Source organism: Actinomycetospora soli (genome assembly GCF_021026295.1).
Lineage (GTDB): Bacteria > Actinomycetota > Actinomycetes > Mycobacteriales > Pseudonocardiaceae > Actinomycetospora > Actinomycetospora soli.
The window spans coordinates 179466-202144 of the sequence record NZ_JAJNDA010000005.1; the positions used below are offsets into that span (position 1 = coordinate 179466).

Genomic DNA, 22679 nt, shown 5'->3' on the forward strand with positions numbered 1-22679 from the left:
TTCGACATCCCGGATCCCGGCGCGTCCGGGTCGCCGGGACGGGCGGGGATCAGGCCGAGTCGGCGGCGCCCCGGGAGGCCGACCGGATCTCGAGGGCGCCCTGGTCGTTGCGGTCGACCTGGAAGCTGTAGGTCTCGCGCGTGGTGCGGCCGCTCGACGTCACGAACTCGAGCACCGCGCGCGCGGACGTGCCGTCGACCTGCACGTCGTCCGCGCTGACCGAGGTGATCCCGCCCCAGAAGCGCTCGTAGCCGCCGTAGCCCCCGGAGGCCTGCCGGGCGTCGCCGGAGAGCAGCGCCCACGCGCCGGGGATGTTCCCGGGCAGGCTCGCGTAGTAGGCGGTGACCGTGCGGCGGGTGTCGTCCTCGGTGACGGGGGCGTCCCGGTCCCCGCCCGCGGGCACCGTGTCGGCGCTCGGGCTGCCGGGAGACAGCGGGGCACCGGCCACCGGCGGCACGGTCTCGGTGCTCGGCGCCACCGGGGCGTCCTCGGTGGTGGGCACGGGGGCCGGCGCGGCGACGGTGGCCTGCGGCCCCGGCGTGCGGGGATGGTCCGCGGCGGCCAGGGCCGCGCCCACCCCCGCGGCGAGCACGACCGCGGAGGCCGCGGCCACCGCGAGCACCCGACGCCGGCGCCGCGGGCGGGGGCGGGTCGGCGCGGTCGGCGTATGTGCCCCGGTGGGCGGGGCCAGCGGGAACCAGTCGCGCCCGGACGCGTCCGCGGTCCCGTCGTCGGGCGTGCCGGGCGCACCGGCTCCGGAGCCGTCGGGCGAGGTCGGCGGGCCGCCCGCGCCGGGACGCCGCCCTGCCACGTCGGCGGTGGAGGGGTCCCCGGGCTCGGCCGGGGTCGGGCCCGGTGCGGGCACGGCCGCGGGCGCCGGGAGGGCCGCCTCGGCCTCGCCCAGGGCCGCGCGGGCCTCGAGGGCGGAGCGCAGCAGGGCCGTGTCGGGCCGGTGCCGGGCGTCGAGCCGGAGCATCGCCGACAGCGGGCGCCCGAGCACCCCGGCCCGCGCCGCCGGCCGCAGCCGTCCCTCGGCCATGGCGTGCAGCACCGCGAGCGTGTTGTCGAGCCGGCCGCAGACCAGCTCGTTCTCGACCGCGGCGTAGAGGGTGGCGCCCAGGGAGAACACGTCGGAGGCGGGCGTCGGGTCGCCGCCGCGCGCGACCTCGGGCGCGAAGTAGCCCGGGGTGCCCGCGACGAGCCCGCCGCCGGTCGCCGTGGTGTCCCAGGACGCCCGGGAGACGCCGAAGTCGGTGAGCTTGGCGACGCCGTCGTCGGTGATGAGCACGTTGCCGGGCTTCACGTCGCCGTGGACGATCCCGGCCTCGTGCACCGCCGAGAGCGCGTCGGCGATCTGCGCGCCGATGCGCGCGACCTCGGCGGGCGGCAGCGGGCCGCGCTCGGCGAGCACCGCCGCGAGCGACCGCGACGGCAGGTACTCCATGACGATCCACGGCATCGAGCCGTGCATCACCACGTCGAACACCGCGATCGCGCGGGAGTGCACCACGCGGGCCGCGATCCGGCCCTCGCGCATGGCCCGGGCGCGGGCGGCCCGGATCTCGGTCTCGTCGCCGTCGCGCGGCGGCGTGAGCTGCTTGACCGCCACCGTCCGGCGCAGCCGCCGGTCCCACGCCGACCAGACCACGCCCATGGCCCCGGCGCCGAGGCACTCCTCCACCCGGTAGCGCCCGGCCAGCACGGTGCCCTCGACGTCGGGATCCGGGGTCACCGGGGCGGCGTCGTGCATCGTGCTCGGCTGGTCCGCGGGCGTCACCCGGGACGTCCGGTCCTGGTGCTCCATCGGCTGTGTGCCGTCCTCGTCCTCGCTCGATCGGTCACGGTGCGGTCGTGGGGGTTGCCACGGACCGGCCGACGCGAGGCGTGAGCGCTGTTACACGGTCACAGCGTCGCGATCAGCCGGTCCACCCGTTCGTCCACCGCGCGGAACGGGTCCTTGCACAGGACGGTTCGCTGGGCCTGGTCGTTCAGTTTGAGATGCACCCAGTCCACGGTGAAATCACGGCCGGCGTTCTGCGCGGCGGCGATGAAGTCCCCGCGGAGCTTGGCCCGGGTGGTCTGCGGCGGGGTGTCCTTCGCGGCCTCGATCTCGCCGTCGTCGGTGACCCGGTCGACGAGGTCCTTGCGCTGCAGCAGGTCGAACACCCCGCGCCCGCGCCGGATGTCGTGGTAGGCGAGGTCGAGCTGCGCGATGCGGGGGCTGGACAGCCCGAGGTCGCTGCGCTTGCGGTAGCGCTCCACCAGCTTGTGCTTGATGGCCCAGTCGATCTCGCGGTCGATCAGCGAGAGGTCCTGGCGCTCGACGGCGTCGAGGGTGCGGCCCCACAGCTCGAGGACCCGGTCGGTGACGGGGTCGCTCCCCCGCCGCGCGACGTGCTCGACGGCGCGCTGGTGGTACTCGCGCTGGATGTCCAGGGCACCCGCCTCGCGCCCGCCCGCGAGGCGGACGGGGCGACGACCGGTGAGGTCGTGGCTGATCTCGCGGATCGCGCGGATCGGGTTGTCGAGCGTGAAGTCCCGGAACTGGACGCCCTGCTCGATCATCTCGAGCACCAGGTGGGTGGTGCCCACCTTGAGCAGGGTGGTGACCTCGCTCATGTTCGAGTCGCCGACGATGACGTGCAGGCGGCGGTAGCGCTCGGCGTCGGCGTGCGGCTCGTCGCGGGTGTTGATGATCGGCCGGCTGCGGGTGGTGGCCGACGACACGCCCTCCCAGATGTGCTCGGCGCGCTGGGAGAGGCAGAAGACCGCGCCGCGGGGGGTCTGCAGCACCTTGCCCGCGCCCGCGATGAGCTGGCGGGTCACGAGGAACGGCAGCAGGACGTCGGCGATGCGGGAGAACTCGCCGGAGCGGCCCACGAGGTAGTTCTCGTGGCAGCCGTAGGAGTTGCCCGCCGAGTCGGTGTTGTTCTTGAACAGGAAGATGTCGCCGCCGATGCCCTCGTCGGCGAGGCGGCGCTCGGCGTCGAGCAGCAGGTCCTCGAGGATCCGCTCCCCCGCCTTGTCGTGGGCGACGAGCTGCTCGAGCGAGTCGCACTCCGCCGTGGCGTACTCCGGGTGCGACCCGACGTCGAGGTAGAGCCGCGAGCCGTTGCGCAGGAAGACGTTCGACGAACGCCCCCACGACACCACCCGCCGGAACAGGTAACGAGCGACCTCGTCGGGGGACAGCCGACGCTGACCGTGGAAGGTGCAGGTCACCCCGAACTCGGTCTCGATGCCGTAGATCCGCCGCTGCATGGACTCCAGCCTAAGCCCCCGAGGGCGCTCGCGGCGCCCTTCGACACCTGCCCGTAGGGTCGGGCCCCATGCTTCCCCGGCGGCGCGCACGCCGCGCGAAGGCAGTGGTCCGAACGGGTCTGCGGCAGAGCCGCCGATCGCTGCGGCCGGTCGGCGCGCTGGACCGGCGGGTGACGGAGTCGATCGGCGACCTGCCGCCGTCGCGGCTGGACGCCGCCCTGCTCACGCTCACGCAGTCGGCCAACCACTCCGGGCTCTGGTTCGCCGCCGCCTCGCTGCTCGCCGGCCTCGGGACGCGGCGGACCCGGCGCGGCGCCCTGCGCGGGGTGTTCGGGATCGGCCTCGCGAGCTTCGCCTCGAACGCCGTGCTGAAGCCGCTGGTGCCCCGCCGGCGCCCGGCCGCGGACCTGCTGCCGCCCTACCGGGCCCTGCCCGACCGCCCGACCTCGTCGTCGTTCCCCTCCGGGCACTCGGCGTCGGCGTTCGCGTTCGCCCTCGGGGTCGGGCTGGAGAGCCCGCGCGCGGCCGCCGTCCTGGCGCCGCTGGCGGCCACCGTCGCCTACTCGCGGGTCCACGTCGGGGTGCACTGGACCAGCGACGTCGCCGTGGGCTCGGCGGTCGGGGCCGGCGCGGCCCTGCTCACCCAGCGCTGGCTGCCGCGCCGCCCGACCGACGAGGCCATCGCCCGGCCCTGGCTCGACGCACCCGCCCTCGAGGAGGGCGAGGGCCTGTCGATGGTGGTGAACATGGGCTCCGGGCGCCCGGGGGTCGACCCCGCCGAGGAGATCGCGGCCGCGCTGCCGAAGGCGACGATCGTGCGGCTCGAGCGCGGCGACGACCTGCTGGGTCGGCTGCAGGAGGCCGCGGCGACCTCCGGCACGGTGGCGCTGGGGATCGCGGGCGGCGACGGGTCGGTCGCGGCGGCCGCGCGGATCGCCGAGGACCTCGACCTGCCGCTCGCGGTGATGCCCGCGGGCACGCTCAACCACTTCGGCCGCGACGTCGGGGTGTACGACCTGCAGGAGGTCGTCGACGCCACGGGCGCCGGCGAGGCGGTCGCGGTCGACGTCGGCGAGCTGCGCGTCTACGCGTCGTCCACGGGCCCCGAGGGCGGCGAGCGGATCGTCTTCGTCAACACCGCGTCGTTCGGCGGCTACCCGGACATGGTGCGGCTGCGGGAGAAGTGGGAGAGGCGCTGGGGCAAGTGGCCGGCCGCGTCGGCCGCCCTCGTCGCGGTGCTCTGGACCGCCCGCCCCGTCCGCTGCCGCATCGACGGCCGCGAGACCTCGGTGTGGATGCTGTTCGTCGGCAACGGGCCGTACGCCCCGGCCGGGATGACCCCGGCCTACCGTCCGCGCCTGGACACCGGCCTGCTCGAGGTCCGCTACCTGCGCGCCGACCGCCGCTTCTCCCGCGCCCGCGCGATCGTGGGGCTGCTGCTCGGCACCCTCGGCCACATCCGGACATACGTCGAGCACACCGCCCGCGAGCTGGACGTGGAGTTGCTCGACGGCCCGCTCGAGGTGGCCACCGACGGCGAGGTGATGGTCGCGGGCGAGCGGCTGGTCTTCTCGGTCGCCGACCACCCGGTGCCGGTCTACCGCCGCGACGAGACCCGCTGGCCGGAGCGCGCCACCGTGTGGTGAGGCCCCACCCCCGGACGCGCGAACGGGCCGTCCGTCACGATCGAGGTGTGACGGACGGCCCGTTCGTCCGGGACGGGAGGAGCGCTCAGGCGTCCGCGCCGCCGGCGCCCGACACCTCGTCGCCCGCACCGGTGTCGCCGGCGGCGTCGTCCGACGCGGCCGCCTCGGCGGCGGGCAGGAGCGCGGACAGGGCGGCGCCGGTGATGCGGCGGAACGAGCGGCGGGGGCGGCGCGCGCGGTCGAGCAGGGCGACCTCGAGCGAGTCGACCCCGAGCGTGCGCTCGTCCGACGAGGACGACGACGAGGAGGACGACCCGTTCTGCGCCAGGAGGGCCTCGACGGCCGTGCGCAGGGCGCCCTGCGTGTCGAGCGTGCCGTCGTAGGACGACTTCAGCGCCGTCGAGATGGGCTCGGTGGTGCCGCCCATGACGACGAACTGCGGCTCGTCGGAGATCGAGCCGTCGTAGGTGATGCGGAAGAGCTGGTCGGACTCGGCGGTCTCCCCCAGCGCCGCGACGCACAGCTCGACCTCGAACGGCTTCTGCTGCTCGATGAAGCTCGCACCGAGGATGTTGGAGTACGCGTTGGCCAGGGCGCGGCCGGAGACGTCGCGCCGGTCGTAGGAGTAGCCCTGCACGTCGGCCCAGCGGACGCCGGCGCGGCGGAGGTTCTCGAACTCGTTGTAGCGGCCGACCGCGGCGAACCCGAGCTGGTCGTAGATCTCGGAGATCTTGCGCAGCGACTTCGACCGGTTCTCCGCGACGAACAGGACCCCGTCCGCGCAGCTCAGCACCACCACGCTGCGACCGCGGGAGATGCCCTTGCGGGCGAGCTCCGAGCGGTCGCGCATCAGCTGGTCGACCGACGCGTAGAACGGCATCGTCATGGCGGGGAGGCTCCCTCTTCGGTGCTCGGGCGGTCCGGGTGGGGGTCGGGCGGGGCGGTGCGGGCGGTGCGCCGGGGTGTCAGCCGGTCGCGCGCTCGCGGCGGCCGGCGATGACGGCCTCCGCGGTCGCCTGGACCTCGTCGGCGGGCAGCTGGACCGCGCCCGACGCGTCGATCGCCACGACGATCGGGAAGATGTTGCGGACGGTGTCGGGGCCACCGGTCGCCGAGTCGTCGTCGGCCGCGTCGTAGAGCGCCTCGACGGTGTTGCGGACCGTGGTGTCGCGGTCGGCGGTGACGTCGTGGAGCTTCTTCAGCGACGACCGCGCGAACAGCGAGCCCGAGCCGACGGCCGCGTAGCCGCCGTGCTCCTCGTAGCGCCCGCCGACCACGTCGTAGGACACGATCCGCCCGGCGCGGGCCGGGTCGACGGCGTCGAGGTCGTAGCCCGCGAAGAGCGGGACGTAGGACAGCCCCTGCATGGCGGCGCCGAGGTTGCCGCGGATCATCGAGGCGAGCCGGTTCGACTTGCCGTCGAAGGTCAGGCCGACGCCCTCGAGCTTCTCGTAGTGCTCGAGGTCCACCGCGAACAGGCGGATGGCCTCCACCGCCAGCCCGGCGGTGCCCGCGATGCCGGCGGCCGAGTAGTCGTCGGTGATGTAGACCTTCTGCATGTCGCGCTGGGAGATGAGGTTGCCCATCGTCGCCCGGCGGTCGCCCGCGATGACGACGCCGCCGTCGTAGACCGCGGCGACGATCGTGGTGCCGTGCGGCACCCCGCCCGCGACCTCCGGCGTCACCCCGCGCGCCGTGGGCAGCAGGTCCGGCCGGACGGTCGAGAGGAAGTCGATGAACGAGGACGTGCCGGAGTCGAAGTACGCGGGCGCGAGCCCCTGCCCTCGTCCCGTCGCTGCACTCGCCCCGAAGCTCATCCTGGGGTCCATCGGCGGTCGTCGCTCCTCTGCTGGTGGTGTCGCTTCTACAGACGCACGCGGCGGGCCGGAACGCTAGTCCCGGCCCGCCGCTCCCGCACGGTGGTCCGCCGGGGTTCGCGCGTGGCGAACCCGACGGACCGGATGACTACTCGCCGCCCTTCTGCACGTACGCGCGCACGAAGTCCTCGGCGTTCTCCTCGAGGACGTCGTCGATCTCGTCGAGGATGCTGTCGGTCTCCTCGCCGAGCTTCTCGCGGCGCTCCTGGCCGGCGGCGGTGGTGTCCTCGCCGCCGTCGCCGTCGTCGCCACCGCCCTGCCGCTGGGTCTGTTCCTGCGCCATGGCTGCCTCCCGGTGCCGAAGGGTGTTGCGTCCCCGAACCCTACCTGGCCGAGCCCGCTCCCGACGTCATCAACATCATCCCCGCGTCAGGGCCTCGACGAGCGCCGTGGCGTTCTCGGCGTTGTCGATGAGCTCCCCGACGTGGCCGCGGGTGCCCCGCAGCGGCTCCAGCGTGGGGATCCGCACCAGGGACTCCCGGCCCAGGTCGAAGATCACCGAGTCCCACGACGCGGCCGCGACCTCGCTCGGGTAGCGCTCCAGGCACCGGCCGCGGAAGTACGCGCGGGTGTCCTCCGGGGGCCGGGTGACGGCGGCGCGCACCTCCTCCTCGGTGACGAGGCGCTTGATCGACCCGCGGGTGACCAGACGGTTGTAGAGGCCCTTGGCCTGCCGCACGTCGGAGTACTGCAGGTCGATCAGGTGCAGCTTCGGGGAGTCCCAGGGCAGGTTGTCGCGCTCCTGGTAGCTCTGCAGCAGCTTGAGCTTGGCCACCCAGTCCAGCCGGTCCGCGCAGCGCATCGGGTCGGCCTCGAGGTCGTCGAGGACCTGGCCCCAGATCTCGAGGGTCTCGCGGGTGACCTCGTCGATCTCTCCGCCGTCCCTGCCCTGGGTCTCCTGCTCGTGCTTGCAGGCGCGCTCGTAGTACTCGCGCTGGATCTGCAGGGCGGTCATCCGCCGCCCGTTGGCCAGGTCGACCTCGACCTGCAGCGTCGGGTCGTGGCTGATCCGGTGCACCGAGCGGACCGGCTCGAGCAGGCGCAGGTCGTCGAAGCGGACGCCGTCCTCGATCATCGACAGCACCAGGGCCGTCGTCCCGACCTTGAGGAACGTCGAGTACTCGGAGAGGTTCGCGTCGCCGATGATCACGTGCAGCCGCCGGTACTTGTCGGCGTCGGCGTGCGGCTCGTCGCGGGTGTTGATGATGCCGCGCTTGAGCGTCGTCTCCAGCCCGACCTCGACCTCGATGTAGTCCGCGCGCTGCGAGAGCTGGTAGCCCACCTCGTCGCCCGAGGCCCCGAGCCCGACGCGGCCCGCCCCCGTCATCACCTGGCGGGTGACGAAGAACGGGGTGAGCCCGGAGATGATGCTGGGGAACGGCGTCTGCCGGTTGCACAGGTAGTTCTCGTGCGACCCGTACGAGGCGCCCTTGCCGTCGATGTTGTTCTTGTAGAGCTGGATGCGACCGGTGCCGGGGACGACGGCGGCCCGCTCGGCGGCGTCCTCCATCACCCGCTCCCCCGCCTTGTCCCAGATCACCGCGCCGCGCGGGGTGGTGACCTCGGGGGCGGAGAACTCGGGGTGGGCGTGGTCGACGTAGAGCCGCGCGCCGTTGGTGAGGATGACGTTCGCGGCGCCGAGGTCGTCGAGGTCGCCGGTGTCCGGCGGCGGGCCGGCGCTCGGGCCGAGGTCGAACCCGCGGGCGTCGCGCAGCGGGGACTCCACCTCGTAGTCCCAGCGGGCGCGGCGCGCGCGGGGCACCTCGGCGGCCGCCGCGTAGGCGAGCACGACCTGGGTGGAGGTGATGACGGGGTTCGCCGTCGGGTCGCCCGGCACGGAGATGCCGTACTCGATCTCGGTGCCCATGATGCGGCGCGCGGTCATGCCCCCGACCCTAGTTGGCGCCCGCGCCCGCCGCCCTGCGCCACAGCACGGTGAAGGCCACGAGCGCGATCAGGGTCGCGCCCGTCATCGTCAGGCCCATCGGCAGCGCGGTGGTCCCGCCGCCGATCCCGACCAGCGGCGCCGAGAACCCGCCCACGAGGAACTGGGCGGTCCCCAGCAGGGCCGAGGCGCTGCCGGCGTGCTCCGGGTGGTCGGCGAGGCTCAGCGTGGTGGCGGCGGGCAGGGCGGTGCCGACCCCGCAGACGGTCACGAACAGCCCGACGACGACGCCCCACACCCCCAGGCCGAGCGCGCCCGCCAGGACGGTCGCCGAGCCGAGGAACGCGATCGCCAGGCCCAGCGGCACCATGCGTCGGGCCTCGACCCGCTCGGCGCCGATCAGCCGCCCGGAGAGCTGCACGGCGCTGACGATGCCGACGGAGTTGACCGCGAACACGCCGCTGAACTCCTGGGGCGAGAGCCCGTAGAGGCCCTGCAGCACGAAGGTCGACCCGGAGATGTAGGCGAACATCGCGGCGAACCCGAAGCCCGCCGCGGACACGCAGGCGAGCACGCGTCCGTCGGCGAGCAGGACGCCGAACGCGTGCCTCGTGGTCCGCCACCCGCCCGAGCGGCGCCGGTCGGGCGGCAGCGTCTCGGGCACCGCCAGCAGGACACCGATCAGCACGACCAGCCCGAGCACGGCCAGCACCACGAACACCCCGCGCCACGACGTGACCCGCAGCAGCTGCCCGCCCAGCACGGGCGCGACGATCGGCGCGACCCCCGAGACCAGCATCAGCGCGGCGAAGGCCCGTGCGGCCCGCGGCCCCTCGTACAGGTCCCGGACGACGGCCCGGGCCAGCACGATCCCGACGGCGCCGGCGAGGCCCTGCGCCAGCCGCAGCGCCACGAGGGTCCCGACGTCGGGTGCGGCGGCACAGGCCGCCGAGAGGACCACGAAGCCGACCGCCCCGACGATCATCGGGCGCCGACGGCCGAGGACGTCGGAGAGCGGCCCGGCGACGAGCTGGCCCACGGCGAGCCCGACGACGCAGGCGGTGAGGGTCAGCGCGACGAGCGAGGCCGAGGCGTCGAGCTCCACCGCGATCGCCGGCAGGGCGGGGAGGTAGGTGTCGATCGAGAGCGGCGCCGCGGCGGTGAGCGCACCGAGGACGACGGTGCGGGCGGCGTTCCCTCCCCGGGGACGGACGGCCCCGCTCACCGCCGGTCGTCGACGGCGGCCGGGGAGGACCCGGCGTCGGGAACGCTCAGCCACCGGAGCAGGTGCTCGTGGATCCGCGGGTCGTTGAGCAGGTGGAAGTGGTGCGACGACGGGAGCGTCTCGACGTCGGCGATCGCACCGCGGGCGGAGTCCACCGGGACGAGCAGGTCGCCGAGGATGTTCGCGAGCGGGTGGTGGGCGCTCGACGTGAGGCACGCGGCGACGCCGTGGTGGGTCGAGGAGGCCAGCAGCGGCACGTCGGTGTCGGAGACGCCGGCGACGAGGTCGCGGATGCCGGCCGAGCGCCGGTCGAGGAACTCGCCCCACGTGCGCGAGCGGGCCCGACGCGAGAGCTGGGTGGCGAGCTGGTCGACCCGGTGGGCCAGCGGGGCGCCCTCGTGCGGCGAGCCGAGGTAGACCATGCGGCGCACCGCGTGGACCCACGGTTCGCCGGCGAGGACGGCGGCGTGGCAGGCGTGGCGCAGCACGAGGCCGCCCATCGAGTGGCCGACGAGGTCGAGGCGGCGGATCGGCTCGGGCCAGGCGTCGAACACCTCGCCGAGCAGCACGGAGAGCGCCGCGCCGTTGTGGGCGATGCGCATGCCGGTGTTGTAGCGCAGCAGCAGCGGGACGGCGCCCACGCTCGAGGCGATCCGCTCGGCGTAGCCCTCCCCCGCGGAGTCCTCGTCGGCGAGGCGCCAGGCGTGCTCGGTCTCGCCGAGGCCGTGGACGAAGAGCACCACGTGGGAGAGGTCGCGCTCGGGGTGGTCGGCGACCGCGGCGGCGATGTCGTCGAGGCGCAGCTGGGCGTGCGGGTCCTCCGCGTCACCGATGGTGGAGGTGAACAGGGCCATCGGGACCGCGAGGTCGTTGTCGAGGGCCACCATGTGGTCGCCGACGAGGCCGTTGATCGCCCCGGTGAGGACCGCGCCCGCCGGTCGGGAGGTGATCGGCGTCCACTCGGCCCGCCCGGAGGCCTCGCGGTAGAACTCGGCGGCGAGGCCGACGCCCCGACCCGCCGCGTGCCCGATCCCGCGCACGGCGGAGTAGACGCCGGCGGAGATGCCGTCGTGGAGCAGCTGCACCGGCTTCGAGGCGGGGCCGAGGCCGACCTTGCGGAGCGCGGCGAACACCGTGTCCGACACCGCGCGATGGGTGCCCTCCACGGGGCGCGAGATGATGTCGACGGCCTCGGACGCGACACCGCCCGCGCCCCCGGACCTCGTTGCGAGGAGCGGGAAGCGGCCGGTGCTGCTCGTCCGTCATGGGTGCGACGGTACCCGGTACTACAGGTACTGACCCGTGTTGGAGGCGGTGTCGATCTCCTTGCCCTGCGTCGAGCCCTTGCCGGTGACGAGCGTGCGGATGTAGACGATCCGCTCGCCCTTCTTGCCGGAGATGCGGGCCCAGTCGTCCGGGTTGGTCGTGTTCGGCAGGTCCTCGGACTCGGCGAACTCGTCCACCACGGCGTCGAGCAGGTGTTGCACCCGCAGACCGGACTGCTTGGTCTCCAGGTGCGACTTGATCGCGGACTTCTTGGCGCGCCCGACGATGTTCTCGATCACCGCGCCGGAGTTGAAGTCCTTGAAGTACAGGACCTCCTTGTCCCCGTTGGCGTAGGTGACCTCGAGGAACCGGTTGTCGTCGGTCTCGGCGTACATCCGCTCGACGACCCGCTCGATCATGCCGTCGAGGCAGGCCTGCCGGTTGCCGCCGAACTCCGCGACGTCGTCCTCGTGGACCGGCAGCCCCTCGATGAGGTACTTGCCGAAGATGTCGATCGCGGCCTCCGCGTCGGGACGCTCGATCTTGATCTTCACGTCGAGCCGGCCCGGGCGCAGGATCGCGGGGTCGATCATGTCCTCGCGGTTCGACGCACCGATCACGATGACGTTCTCGAGGCCCTCGACGCCGTCGATCTCGCTGAGCAGCTGCGGGACGATCGTCGTCTCCACGTCGGAGCTGACACCCGACCCGCGGGTGCGGAAGATCGAGTCCATCTCGTCGAAGAACACGATCACCGGGGTGCCCTCGGACGCCTTCTCGCGCGCCCGCTGGAAGATCATCCGGATGTGCCGCTCGGTCTCGCCGACGAACTTGTTGAGCAGCTCGGGGCCCTTGATGTTGAGGAAGTGCGCCTTGATGTCGCGGCTGTCCTCACCGCGCTGCTCGGCGACCTTCTTCGCCAGCGAGTTCGCCACCGCCTTCGCGATGAGCGTCTTGCCGCAGCCGGGCGGGCCGTAGAGCAGGACGCCCTTCGGCGGGCGGAGCTGGTACTCGCGGAACAGGTCCGCGTGCAGGAACGGCAGCTCCACCGCGTCGCGGATGGAGTCGATCTGCCGCGAGAGCCCGCCGATGTCGGTGTAGGCGACGTCGGGGACCTCCTCGAGCACGAGCTCCTCGACCTCGGCCTTCGGCACCTTCTCGTAGGCGTAGCCCACCTTGGTGTCGACCATCAGCGAGTCGCCCGGCTTGAGCTCCGGGGCGTCCGGGCCGAACAGCGAGTCGGCGAGGTGGATCACCCGCTCCTCGTCGGCGTGCCCGATGATCAGGGCGCGCGTGCGCGACCCGTCCTCGTCGGTGAGCACCTCGCGCAGCGAGCAGACCTCGCCGATCCGCTCGTAGTCGCCGCCCTCGACGACGGTGAGGGCCTCGTTGAGCCGGACCGACTGGCCGCGCGTGAGCTCGGCGGCCTCGACGGCGGGGGACACGGCGACGCGCATCCTCCGACCCGACGTGAAGACGTCGACCGTCTGATCCTCGTGGAGGGTCAGGAACACGCCGTAGCTCGACGGCGGTTGCGCGAGACGGTCCACCTCCTCGCGGAGCGCGACGAGCTGGGCCCGCGCCTCCTTGAGGGTGTCGGTGAGCTTGTCGTTGCGCTCGGTCAGTTGGGACACCCGCGCCGCCGAGTCCGCGAGCCGCTGCTCGAGGATCCGGGTGTGGCGTGGGGACTCGGTCAACTTCCGACGCAGCAGGGCGACCTCTTCTTCGAGGAATCGCACCTGTGCCGCCATGTCCGCCGCGCCTCGGTCGCGGCCCTGGTCGGATCGGCCCCTGGGGTCGTCGTTCATGCTCACGGCGCCCTCCTCCCGCTACTCCGTGGCGTCACCGTACCCGTGAAACCTGGTGTCCGTGGAGTAGCGAGCCGGTGACGGACTTCTCGCGTCGTCGTCGTGCTTTTGTCACCGAGAGTGCGGCTTGCGGGTTCAGAAGTGTGCTATCGACTCCGGGTCGGGCGGCGCTGCACCCGCGGCGGGGTGACCCCGTCGGCGAGCCTCCTGGCGGTCACCAGGAACGCGGTGTGGGCGATCATCCGGTGCTCCGGGCGCACCGCGAGGCCGACGCTGTGCCACGGCCTGACCAGCGATTCCCACGCCTGGGGCTCGGTCCAGCCGGCCTGGTCGCGCAGGGCCTCGGTGAGGGTCGAGAGCTGGGTGGTGGTGGCCACGTACCCCACCAGGACCCCGCCGGGGACCAGGACGTCCCGGACGGTGTCGAGCACCTCCCACGGTGACAGCATGTCGAGCACGATGCGGTCGAACGTGCCGGTGGCCGTCGCCATGTCACCGAGGTGGAGGTGCCAGTTCGGCGGGTGTTCGCCGAAGAACCGCACCACGTTGGCCTCGGCGTGCTCGAGGTGGTCGTCGCGGATCTCGTAGCTGGTGACGCTGCCCTCCGGCCCGACCGCGCGCAGGAGACTGCAGGTCAGGGCCCCGCTGCCCGCGCCGGCCTCGAGGACGTTCGCGCCCGGGAACACGTCGCCCCACATGACGATCTGCGCGGCGTCCTTCGGGTAGATCACCTGGGCGCCGCGGGGCATCGCGAGCACGTAGTCGGGCAGCAGCGGCCGCAGCGCGAGGTAGGGCGTGTTCGCGGCGGAGTGCACGACGCTGCCCTCGGGGGCGCCGATGAGCTTGTCGTGGGCGATCGCGCCGCGGTGGGTGTGGTAGCTCTGCCCGGGCTCCAGGACGAGGCTGAAGTGCCGGCCCTTGGGATCGGTCAGCTGCACCCGGTCGCCGGGGAGGAAGGGTCCCGACCGTGCCGGCCCGCGCCGGTCGTCCTCGTGCGCCGCTCCCTGGGTGCCCGCCTCGTCGTGCGCCTCCGGCACCGGCGCCTCGTCGGGCGTGGTCGCCTCGTCGGCGGGCTCGGTGGTGTGCTGCACGACGGACCACCCTAGGCGGGCGCCCGTGGTGGGCCGCCGCTTGCCCCCTCGCCGGACCATGATCGCGACTTCGGTGGCGACACGCGCAAGATCTGATGCGACTCGCTCACGACGTCGGTACGACCGAACCGGGTCGGGCGACCAGGGCTTCGCGGACGTTCCGCACGAAGACCTCCGGGTCGTCCCGCAATTCGAACCAGTTCGTCCGGATCACGATCCAGCCGTCCAGCATGGGGCGTTCTGTCGCCGCGCGTCCCGGAGGAACGCCCTCAGGTCCCGATGGAACGCCCAGCCGTCGACCTCGACGAGTACCCGTCGGTCGGCGAACGCGATGTCGAGGACCGCCCTCCCGTAGCCCCGGAGCACGATCTCGTGGTCCGCCGCCCAGCCGCCGACGCCCGCACCCCGGAGCAGTCGGTGCGCCGTCCGCTCCGCCTCCGAGCGCACCACCACCGGCCAGCACGAGCAGCTGGTAGGCGAGGGCTGCTCCGTACGGACCGGTGCCGAGCCGGTGCGTCCGCCACATCGCCTCCAGGTCGACCCGGTCTGCAGCGCCCGGTCCATGAGCCGGGCGCCCAGCACGAGGCCCAGCCCGACGGCGGCGGCGAGCACCGTGGCCGGCTTCTTGGTCACCGGCACCCGGTCGACGACGACGCGGTCGTCGTCGGGGACGGCCCGGTGGACGAACCGGACGCCGGAGCGCGGCTTCAGGCGGGTGCCGTGTGGCACGGCCACCTCCATCACGGCGGGACAGACGTCGGTGAGGCGCCACCAGAATGCGGCCGCGCACCCGACGACGGTGCCGACCTCGCCGACCGAGAGTGCCACCGCCCGCACCCGGGACCGGGGCGTGGCGGCGTGGTCCGCGGCGCGGAGGACACCGTGCAGGTCCTTCACCCACTCCCCCTTCTTCACCCGCGCCGCGATCTGGGCGCGCGTGTACCCGGCCTCCTTGGCCTGCGCGGTGCTCAGCAGCCCGTCCTGGTCGCGGAACCGGGCCCGGACGGCGCGATCTCTCGTCTCGACGCTCACATCCGCTCCGACGCAGCGACGGCCCCGACGGATCCACGGGATCTGCGACCGCCGGACGTCGTGAGCGTGTCGCAGCAGGGCTTGCGCGTGTCGCTCACGAAATCGTGATCATGTGGCGGAGGACGGGGTCTCCCGGCCCGAAGGCAGACCTCGAGGCGGACCGAGGTTGTCAGGGGTCCGTCGTAGCGTCCGCGGCATGATCGAGACGAGCACCACCACGGTCCCCGCGCCCCGTACGTCGCCGGAGGACCGCCCGCGGCGGCGGCCGGCGCTGTCGCCGTCCCGGGCCGGGGACTTCAAGCAGTGCCCGCTGCTCTACCGGTTCCGGGCGGTCGACCGGCTGCCCGAGCGGCGAAGCCCCGCCCAGCTGCGCGGGATCGTGGTGCACGCGGTGCTGGAGCGGCTCTTCGCGCTGGACCCGCCGTTGCGGCGCCCGGAGCGGGCGCACGGGCTGCTCGCGGAGGTCGTGGCGGAGCTGGACGCGACCGACCGGGAGCTGCTCGGCGACCCGGCCGCGGCGGGCGCGCTCGTCGACGCCTATTTCGCGATGGAGGACCCGCGCCGGCTGCGGCCCGAGGCGTGCGAGGTGTTCCTGGAGACCGAGCTGGCCTCGGGGGTCGGGCTACGTGGCTACGTGGACCGGCTCGACGTGTCGCCGGACGGCGACGTGCGGATCGTCGACTACAAGACCGGTGCGGCGCCCCGCGAGGTCGTCGAGGCGCGGGCGCTCTTCCAGCTGAAGTTCTACGCGCTGGTGCTGCTGCGGGCCCGCGGCGTGCTGCCGCGCCAGCTGCGGCTGATGTACCTCGCCGACGGACAGAGCCTGACCCACTCCCCCACGGTCGCCGAGCTCGAGCGCTTCGAGCGCACGGTCGTCGCGCTGTGGGCCGCGATCCTGCGGGCGGCCCCCACCGGGGACTTCCGGCCCAACCCGGGTCGGATGTGCGGCTGGTGCGCGCACCAGGCAGTCTGCCCGGCGTTCGGCGGGACGCCGCCGGACTATCCCGGCTGGCCCGACGGGAGCCCCGACACGGGCTCCGACGACACCACGGAGACCGCTCCCCCATGACCGCCCCCGTGCCCGAGCCCTACTTCCGCCTGCTCGACGACGACCGGCCCGAGGGCACGAGGGTCGAGGCGTCCGGGTCCACCGCCGGCCCGTGGTTCGCCGACGCGCAGCACATGGGCCCGCCCAGCGCGCTGCTGATCCGCGCCCTGGAGCGGCGCTCCGGCCGCGAGGACGTGCGGCTCGCGCGGGTGACCGTCGAGGTGCTGGGCAAGGTGCCGGTCGACGAGCTCGTGGTGCGCGCGGAGGTCACGCGGCCGGGACGCACCATCGAGCTGGTCACCGCCGAGCTCGCGGCGACGGACCCGGCCTCGGGCACCGTCCGTCCGGTCGCCCGGGCGCACGGCTGGTTCCACGGCGTCGGCGACACCGCGGACGTCGTCACCGTGCCCGGGACCGCGATGCCGGCACTGCCCGGACCCGAGGACGGGGCGCAGCGCGACATCCCCGACGGCTGGCTGCCGGGCTACCTCACCTCGGTGGACTGGCGCTGGATCACGGGCGGCCTCGACGTCACCGGGCCGGGCCGCGCGTGGGGGCGGCTGCGCGGCCAGGTGGTCGAGGGTGAGGAGCCGACGCCCACGCAGCGGCTCGCGGCCGTCGCCGACTCGACCAACGGCGCCGCGAGTCGGCTCGACCTGCGGCGATGGCTGTTCGTCAACACCGACCTGACGCTGCACCTGCACCGGGTGCCCAGCGGCGAGTGGACGGGGCTGGACGCGGACAGCGTGATCGGGCCCGAGGGCACCGGGACGGCCTACTCGGTGCTGCACGACGAGCACGGGCCGGTCGGCCGCGCCGCGCAGGCGCTGACCGTCCGGCCCCGCTGAACCCGTTCAGGGCGGCTCAGCGCCCGGCCACGCCCATCCGCGCGACGGCGGGGTCGGCCGAGGAGGGCGACTCCGCGGGCGGCGGCGTGGCGCCCGGCATCGAACTCACGCCGCCCACCCCGGGCAGCACCGCGCGGCACGACTGGAGCGAGGAGGTGACGATGCCGGTGCAGCCGAGGTCGGCGAGCTCGTCCATCACGTCGTTGACGCGGCTGCGGCGCACCATCGACCGGACGGCGACCCAGCCGTCGAGGGAGAGCGGCGCGACGGTCGGCGACTGCACCCCCGGGGTGATCTGGACGGCGTCGTCCTGGACCGACTGCGGGCAGTCGTAGTCGAGCATCACGTACTGCCGGGCGAACACGACGCCGCGCAGCCGCTCGATGAAGCGGTACTTGGCCTTCGTGATGTCCGGCGAGTCCGGCTGCTGGTCGAACTTCGCGTTGCGGTCGACGATCACGGCCTCGGACTCGAGGATCGGGTCGCCGATCGGCTCGAGACCGTGCTGGGCGAGGGTGCGGCCGGTCGAGACGACGTCGGCGATGGCGTCGGCCACCTCCAGCTCGATCGAGACCTCGACCGCCCCGTCGAGCCGGATGACGTCCTTCGCCGAGATGCGCTGCTGGGCCAGGTTGGCGCGCACCAGCCGCGGGAAGGAGGTCGCGATCCGCTTGCCCGCGAGGTCCTGCACCGTCCAGCCCTTGGCGATCGGCGCCGCGTAGCGGAACGCCGAGTTGCCGAACCCGAGCTTGAGCACCTCGTTGACCGAGGCGGACGACTCCTCGGTCAGGTCGTGCCCGGTGATCCCCAGGTGGAGCTGGCCCTCGGAGACGTAGGTCGCGATGTCCTTGGGGCGCAGGTAGAAGAACTGCACGCCGTTGTGGCGGTCGTGCAGGGACAGGTCACGGTTGTCCGACCGCTGCCGGTACCCGGCGTCGCGCAGCATGCGGGACGCCTCCTCGGCGAGGGACCCCTTGTTCGGGACGGCGACGCGGAGCATGGCTCTCTCCTGGCGGCACCACGTGTGCACGTGGAGCCCGAGTCGAATGGGTTCAGAGGTACTTGTACACGTCGTCGAGCGTCAGACCACGACCGAGCATGATCACCTGCGTGCGGTAGAGCAGCTGGGAGATCTCCTCGGCGAGCTTGTCGTCGGTCTCGTGCTCGGCGGCGAGCCACACCTCGCCGGCCTCCTCCAGGACCTTCTTGCCCTGGGCGTGCACCCCGGCGTCGAGGGCGGCGACGGTGCCCGACCCCTCGGGACGGTCGCGCGCCTTGGTGCTGAGCTCCTCGAAGAGCCCGTCGAACGTCTTCACGTTCACCGATGCTTGCATCCTTCGGGTCCGCCGTGTGCATGGACGGGTGGTACTGCTCCGAACGGCCGAATCCGATCGGCGGACGCGCAGGCCGCCGACCTCGCTCGGAGGGCCCGGACCGGCTACCCCACGCTCGCCGAACGGAGCAGCCGCAGGTCGCTCAGCGTGAGCCCCTCCAACGAGTCCCGGAACGCCCGGCGCTCCCCCGCCGGCACCGGCGGACCCGCCGGGACGACGAGCACCGTCGCGCCGGCGGCGGCCGCCGAGGCGGTCCCCGTCGGCGAGTCCTCCACCGCGACGCACGCCGCGGGATCGACCCCGAGCAGCTCGCAGGCGCGGCGGTAGGGCGCGGGGTCGGGCTTGGTGGCCGACACCTCGTCGCCGCACACGGTCACGTCGAACCACTCGCGGCCGATCTGGTCCAGCGCGACCTCGGTGAGCTCGCGGTAGGTGCTCGTCACCAGCGCGGTGGCGAGCCCCGCCGACCGCACCGTCTCCAGGGCCGCCTGCGCGCCGGGCCGCCACGGCAGACCCTGCGCGAAGACCTCGTGCGTGCGGTCGAGGAGCCACCGACCGGCCTTCTCGACCGAGGCCTCGTCGTCGGGAAGACCGACCTCACGCAGCACCGTCGCCGAGGTGCGGCGCAGGCTCGAGCCGGTCAGCTCCTCGCGGGTCGCGACGGACAGCTCGCCGCCCAGGTGGGCGGCGAGCTCCGTCATCGTGATCGACCACAGACCCTCGGAGTCGACCAGCGTGCCGTCCATGTCCCACAGGACGGCAGCCAGATCAGGCATTGAAGTACTTGGCCTCCGGGTGGTGGACCACCAGCGCGTCCGTGGACTGCTCCGGGTGGAGCTGGTCCTCCTCGGAGAGCTCGACGCCGATGCGGCTCGGGTCGAGCAGCTCGACGATCTTCGCCCGGTCCTCGACGTTGGGGCAGGCGCCGTAGCCGAGGGAGTACCGGGCCCCGCGGTAGCCGAGCTTGAAGAACTCGTTGACGTCCGCCGGGTCCTGGTCGGCCATCGTCGAGCCGTCGGCGAACGTGAGCTCCTCGCGGACGCGGCGGTGCCAGTACTCCGCCAGCGCCTCGGTGAGCTGCACACCGAGGCCGTGGACCTCGAGGTAGTCGCGGTAGGAGTTGTCCGCGAACAGCGTGTTCGCGAAGTCCGCGATCGGCTGTCCCATCGTCACGAGGTTCATCGGCATGACGTCGACGCTGCCGAGCTCGGTCGCCTCCTCCCGCGTGCGGAAGAAGTCGGCGAGGCACAGGCGGCGGTCGCGCTTCTGGCGCGGGAACGAGAAGCGGTGCAGCTCGTTCGCCTCCGGCTTGGCCTCGTCGAGCACGACGACGTCCTGGCCCTCGGAGATCACCGGGAAGTAGCCGGCGACGACCGCGGCGTGGGCGAGGATGCCCTCGGACTGGAGCCGGTCGAGCCAGTAGCGCATACGCGGCCGGCCCTCGGTCTCGACGAGCTCCTCGTAGGAGGGCCCGTCGCCGCCCTTGGAGCCGCGCAGGCCCCACTGCCCGAAGAACGTCGCGCGCTCGTCGAGCAGGGCGGAGTAGTCGGCGAGCCGGATGCCGCGGACCACGCGGGTGCCCCAGAACGGCGGCTGCGGGACCTCGATGCGGCGGGCCACGTCGGAGATCGCGTCCGGGTCGAACGCCGGCCTGTCGTCCCCGGCCTCGGCCTCGCGCTTGGCCTTGATGCGCTCCGAGCGCTCGCGGCGCTCCTTGCGCTCGGCCGCCTTGGCCTTCTCCTCCTCGGAGGGCCCCTCCCCCGTCATGACGGAGTCCATGAGACGCAGGCCCTCGAAGGCGTCCTTGGCGTAGCGGACGTCGCCCTCGTAGAGCTCGCCGAGGTCGTTCTCGACGTAGGAGCGGGTCAGCGCGGCGCCGCCGAGCAGCACCGGGTACTTCTCCGCGACCCCGCGGTCGTTCATCTCCTTGAGGTTGTCCTTCATGACCACGGTCGACTTGACCAGCAGCCCGGACATCCCGATGGCGTCGACCTTGTTCTCGTCGGCGGCCTCGAGGATCGCGTTGATCGGCTGCTTGATGCCGATGTTCACGACGTCGTAGCCGTTGTTCGACAGGATGATGTCGACGAGGTTCTTGCCGATGTCGTGGACGTCGCCCTTGACCGTCGCCAGCAGGATCTTGCCCTTGCCGGAGTTTTCGGTCGCCTCCATGTGCGGCTCGAGGTGCGCGACGGCCGCCTTCATCACCTCGGCCGAGGCGAGCACGAACGGCAGCTGCATCTTGCCGGCGCCGAACAGCTCACCGACGACCTTCATGCCGCCGAGCAGGTCGGTGTTGATGATCTCGAGCGGGTCCTTCTCCTGCATGCCGGCGTCGAGGTCCTCCTCGAGCCCGTTGCGGTTCCCGTCGACGATCCGCTGGGCGAGGCGCTCGAACAGCGGCATGGCCGCGAGCTCCTCGGCGCGCTGGTCCTTGGCCGACTGCGCCGACACGCCCTCGAAGAGGTTCATGAAGTGCTGCAGCGGGTCGTGGCCCTCGCTGCGACGGTCGTAGACCAGGTCCAGCGCGGCCTCGCGCTGGTCGTCCTGGATCTGGGACATCGGCAGGATCTTCGCCGAGTTCACGATGGCGGTGTCGAGTCCCGCGTCCACGCACTCGGAGAGGAACACCGAGTTCAGCACCTGGCGCGCGGCGGGGTTGAGGCCGAACGAGATGTTCGACAGCCCGAGCGTGGTCTGGACCTCGGGGTAGCGCTCCTTGAGCTGCTTGATCGCGTTGATCGTCTCGATGCCGTCCTTGCGGACCTCCTCCTGACCGGTGGAGATCGGGAAGGTGAGGCAGTCGATGATGATGTCCTCGGTGCGGATGCCCCAGTTGGTGTTGAGGTCCTCGATGAGGCGGAAGGCGATGCGCGTCTTCCACTCCGCGGTGCGGGCCTGGCCCTCCTCGTCGATGCACAGCCCGACGATCGCGGCGCCGTGCTCCTTGGCGACCCGCATGATCTTCTGGAACCGCGAGTCGGGCCCGTCGCCGTCCTCGTAGTTCACCGAGTTGATCGCGGAGCGGCCGCCGAGCTGCTCGAGGCCGGCCTGCAGCACCTCGGGCTCGGTGGAGTCGAGCACCACCGGCAGGGTCGAGGCGGTGGACACGTCGTGGGCCAGGCGGTCCATGTCCGCGGTGCCGTCACGGCCGACGTAGTCGATGCAGAGGTCCATCCAGTGCGCGCCCTCGCGGGTCTGCGCCTTGGCGATGTCGACGCACTTCTCGTAGTCCTCGGCGACCATGGCCTCGCGGAAGGCCTTCGAGCCGTTGGCGTTCGAGCGCTCGCCGATCATGAGCAGGCCGGTGTCCTGGCGGAACGGCACCGAGTGGTACATCGACGAGATGCCCGGCTCGGGCTTCGGGTCGCGGGCGGCCGGGGTGAGGTCGCGGCAGGTCTCGGCGAGCGCGCGCACGTGCTCGTTGGTGGTACCGCAGCAGCCGCCGACGAGCTGCAGGCCGTAGTCGGTGATGAACGAGGCGCAGTAGTCCGCGAGCTCCTGGGGCTGCAGCGGGTACTCCGGCCCGTTCGGGCCGAGCTCGGGCAGACCGGCGTTCGGCATCACCGTGACCGGGATGCGCGACTGGCGGGACAGGGCCCGCAGGTGCTCGCTCATCTCGGCCGGGCCGGTCGCGCAGTTGAGGCCGATGCCGTCGATGCCGAGCGGCTCGAGCGCCGTCAGGGCCGCCGTGATCTCGGAGCCGACCAGCATGGTGCCGGTGAGCTCGACGGTGACGTGGCAGATGACGGGGATGCGGCGGCCGTACTGCTCCATCGCGCGGTACGCGCCGAGGATGGCGGCCTTCGACTGCAGGAGGTCCTGGCAGGTCTCGACGAGGATCGCGTCGGCGCCGCCCTCGAGCTGGCCGAGGACCGACTCGACGTAGGCGTCGCGCAGCTTCGCGTACGGGGCGTGGCCGAGCGTCGGCAGCTTCGTGCCCGGCCCGTTGGACCCGAAGACGAAGCGCGGCCGGTCGGTGGTGGAGTACTCGTCGGCCGCCTCGCGGGCGATCTTCGTCCCGGCGAGCGACAGCTCGTAGATCCGCTCGGGGATGTCGTACTCGTTGAGGTTCGGCCAGTTGGTGCCGAAGGTGTTGCTCTCGATGACGTCGGCGCCCGCGTCCAGGTGGCCGAGGTGGACCTGCTTGACGGCGTCGGGTCGGGAGACGTTGAGAATCTCGTTGCAACCCTCGAGATCCTGGAAGTCCTCGAGGGTCAGATCCTGGTCCTGCAGGGCCGTTCCCATCGCGCCGTCGCCGATGAGTACGCGGGAGTGCAGGGCTGTCAGGAAAGGTGACTCACTCGGGGTAGTCATCACACGATCGTAACGTGACGTAGGGGTCAACCGTCTGCCCT

18 protein-coding genes are annotated in these 22679 nt (G+C 72.8%); 3 read left to right on the top strand and 15 right to left on the bottom strand.

Going from position 1 to position 22679, the window contains the following annotated elements; genetic code table 11:
• Positions 1-49 precede the first annotated feature (49 nt).
• Positions 50-1804 carry a serine/threonine-protein kinase gene (locus LN037_RS10035; RefSeq protein ID WP_230751799.1) on the bottom strand — a complete coding sequence of 585 codons (1755 nt, stop codon included), beginning with the start codon at positions 1802-1804 and terminating at the stop codon, positions 50-52.
• A 98-nt stretch (positions 1805-1902) separates the two neighbouring features.
• Positions 1903-3261, bottom strand: coding sequence for a Pup--protein ligase (gene pafA / locus LN037_RS10040; RefSeq protein ID WP_230751800.1), 1359 nt, complete (start codon positions 3259-3261; stop codon positions 1903-1905).
• Between the two features lie 170 nt (positions 3262-3431).
• On the opposite strand from pafA, the gene LN037_RS10045 reads away from it, so the two are divergent.
• Complete coding sequence (locus LN037_RS10045) at positions 3432-4907, top strand: bifunctional phosphatase PAP2/diacylglycerol kinase family protein (protein ID WP_230751801.1); 1476 nt, start codon at positions 3432-3434, stop codon at positions 4905-4907.
• 85 nt (positions 4908-4992) lie between these two features.
• Here the strand turns inward: LN037_RS10045 and prcA are convergent, their stop codons facing one another.
• The 9 genes from prcA to LN037_RS10090 all read right to left on the bottom strand — a co-directional run bounded on the left by prcA (position 4993) and on the right by LN037_RS10090 (position 15091).
• Positions 4993-5793 carry a proteasome subunit alpha gene (prcA, locus tag LN037_RS10050; RefSeq protein WP_230751802.1) on the bottom strand — a complete coding sequence of 267 codons (801 nt, stop codon included), beginning with the start codon at positions 5791-5793 and terminating at the stop codon, positions 4993-4995.
• Between the two features lie 79 nt (positions 5794-5872).
• Entirely contained in the window at positions 5873-6724 is an 852-nt protein-coding gene (prcB, locus tag LN037_RS10055) for a proteasome subunit beta (RefSeq protein ID WP_230751803.1), read from the bottom strand.
• A 148-nt stretch (positions 6725-6872) separates the two neighbouring features.
• Entirely contained in the window at positions 6873-7067 is a 195-nt protein-coding gene (locus LN037_RS10060) for a ubiquitin-like protein Pup (RefSeq protein ID WP_179793369.1), read from the bottom strand.
• Positions 7068-7142: 75 nt separating this feature from the next.
• On the bottom strand, positions 7143-8669 hold the full coding sequence (gene dop / locus LN037_RS10065; RefSeq protein WP_230751804.1) for a depupylase/deamidase Dop: 1527 nt from the start codon (positions 8667-8669) through the stop codon (positions 7143-7145).
• A 10-nt stretch (positions 8670-8679) separates the two neighbouring features.
• Positions 8680-9894, bottom strand: coding sequence for a multidrug effflux MFS transporter (locus tag LN037_RS10070; protein WP_230751805.1), 1215 nt, complete (start codon positions 9892-9894; stop codon positions 8680-8682).
• Positions 9891-11060, bottom strand: coding sequence for an esterase/lipase family protein (locus LN037_RS10075; protein WP_230751806.1), 1170 nt, complete (start codon positions 11058-11060; stop codon positions 9891-9893). The genes LN037_RS10070 and LN037_RS10075 overlap by 4 nt, the downstream gene beginning before the upstream one ends.
• A gap of 120 nt (positions 11061-11180) precedes the next feature.
• Complete coding sequence (gene arc, locus LN037_RS10080) at positions 11181-12968, bottom strand: proteasome ATPase (RefSeq protein WP_230752076.1); 1788 nt, start codon at positions 12966-12968, stop codon at positions 11181-11183.
• A 146-nt stretch (positions 12969-13114) separates the two neighbouring features.
• Positions 13115-14059, bottom strand: a complete 945-nt coding sequence (locus tag LN037_RS10085; RefSeq protein WP_308286134.1) for a tRNA (adenine-N1)-methyltransferase — start codon at positions 14057-14059, stop codon at positions 13115-13117.
• A gap of 210 nt (positions 14060-14269) precedes the next feature.
• Positions 14270-15091: a type IV toxin-antitoxin system AbiEi family antitoxin domain-containing protein gene (locus LN037_RS10090; RefSeq protein WP_230751807.1), complete on the bottom strand. Its 822-nt coding sequence runs from the start codon at positions 15089-15091 to the stop codon at positions 14270-14272.
• 196 nt (positions 15092-15287) lie between these two features.
• Between LN037_RS10090 and LN037_RS10095 the strand changes: the two genes are divergently transcribed.
• A complete protein-coding gene (locus tag LN037_RS10095; protein WP_230751808.1) occupies positions 15288-16160 on the top strand; it encodes a RecB family exonuclease in 873 nt (290 codons plus the stop codon).
• A complete protein-coding gene (locus LN037_RS10100; protein ID WP_230751809.1) occupies positions 16157-16987 on the top strand; it encodes a thioesterase family protein in 831 nt (276 codons plus the stop codon). Before LN037_RS10095 ends, LN037_RS10100 begins: the two co-directional genes overlap by 4 nt.
• Positions 16988-17003: 16 nt before the next feature.
• Here LN037_RS10100 and hisG read toward each other — a convergent pair whose 3' ends face one another.
• The 4 genes from hisG to metH all read right to left on the bottom strand — a co-directional run bounded on the left by hisG (position 17004) and on the right by metH (position 22638).
• Positions 17004-17987, bottom strand: a complete 984-nt coding sequence (gene hisG, locus LN037_RS10105; protein ID WP_230751810.1) for an ATP phosphoribosyltransferase — start codon at positions 17985-17987, stop codon at positions 17004-17006.
• Positions 17988-18039: 52 nt separating this feature from the next.
• Positions 18040-18309 carry a phosphoribosyl-ATP diphosphatase gene (locus tag LN037_RS10110; RefSeq protein ID WP_504755635.1) on the bottom strand — a complete coding sequence of 90 codons (270 nt, stop codon included), beginning with the start codon at positions 18307-18309 and terminating at the stop codon, positions 18040-18042.
• Between the two features lie 116 nt (positions 18310-18425).
• On the bottom strand, positions 18426-19097 hold the full coding sequence (locus tag LN037_RS10115) for an HAD family hydrolase (RefSeq protein WP_230751811.1): 672 nt from the start codon (positions 19095-19097) through the stop codon (positions 18426-18428).
• On the bottom strand, positions 19090-22638 hold the full coding sequence (gene metH / locus LN037_RS10120; protein ID WP_230751812.1) for a methionine synthase: 3549 nt from the start codon (positions 22636-22638) through the stop codon (positions 19090-19092). The genes LN037_RS10115 and metH overlap by 8 nt, the downstream gene beginning before the upstream one ends.
• Between the last annotated feature and the right edge of the window lie 41 nt (positions 22639-22679).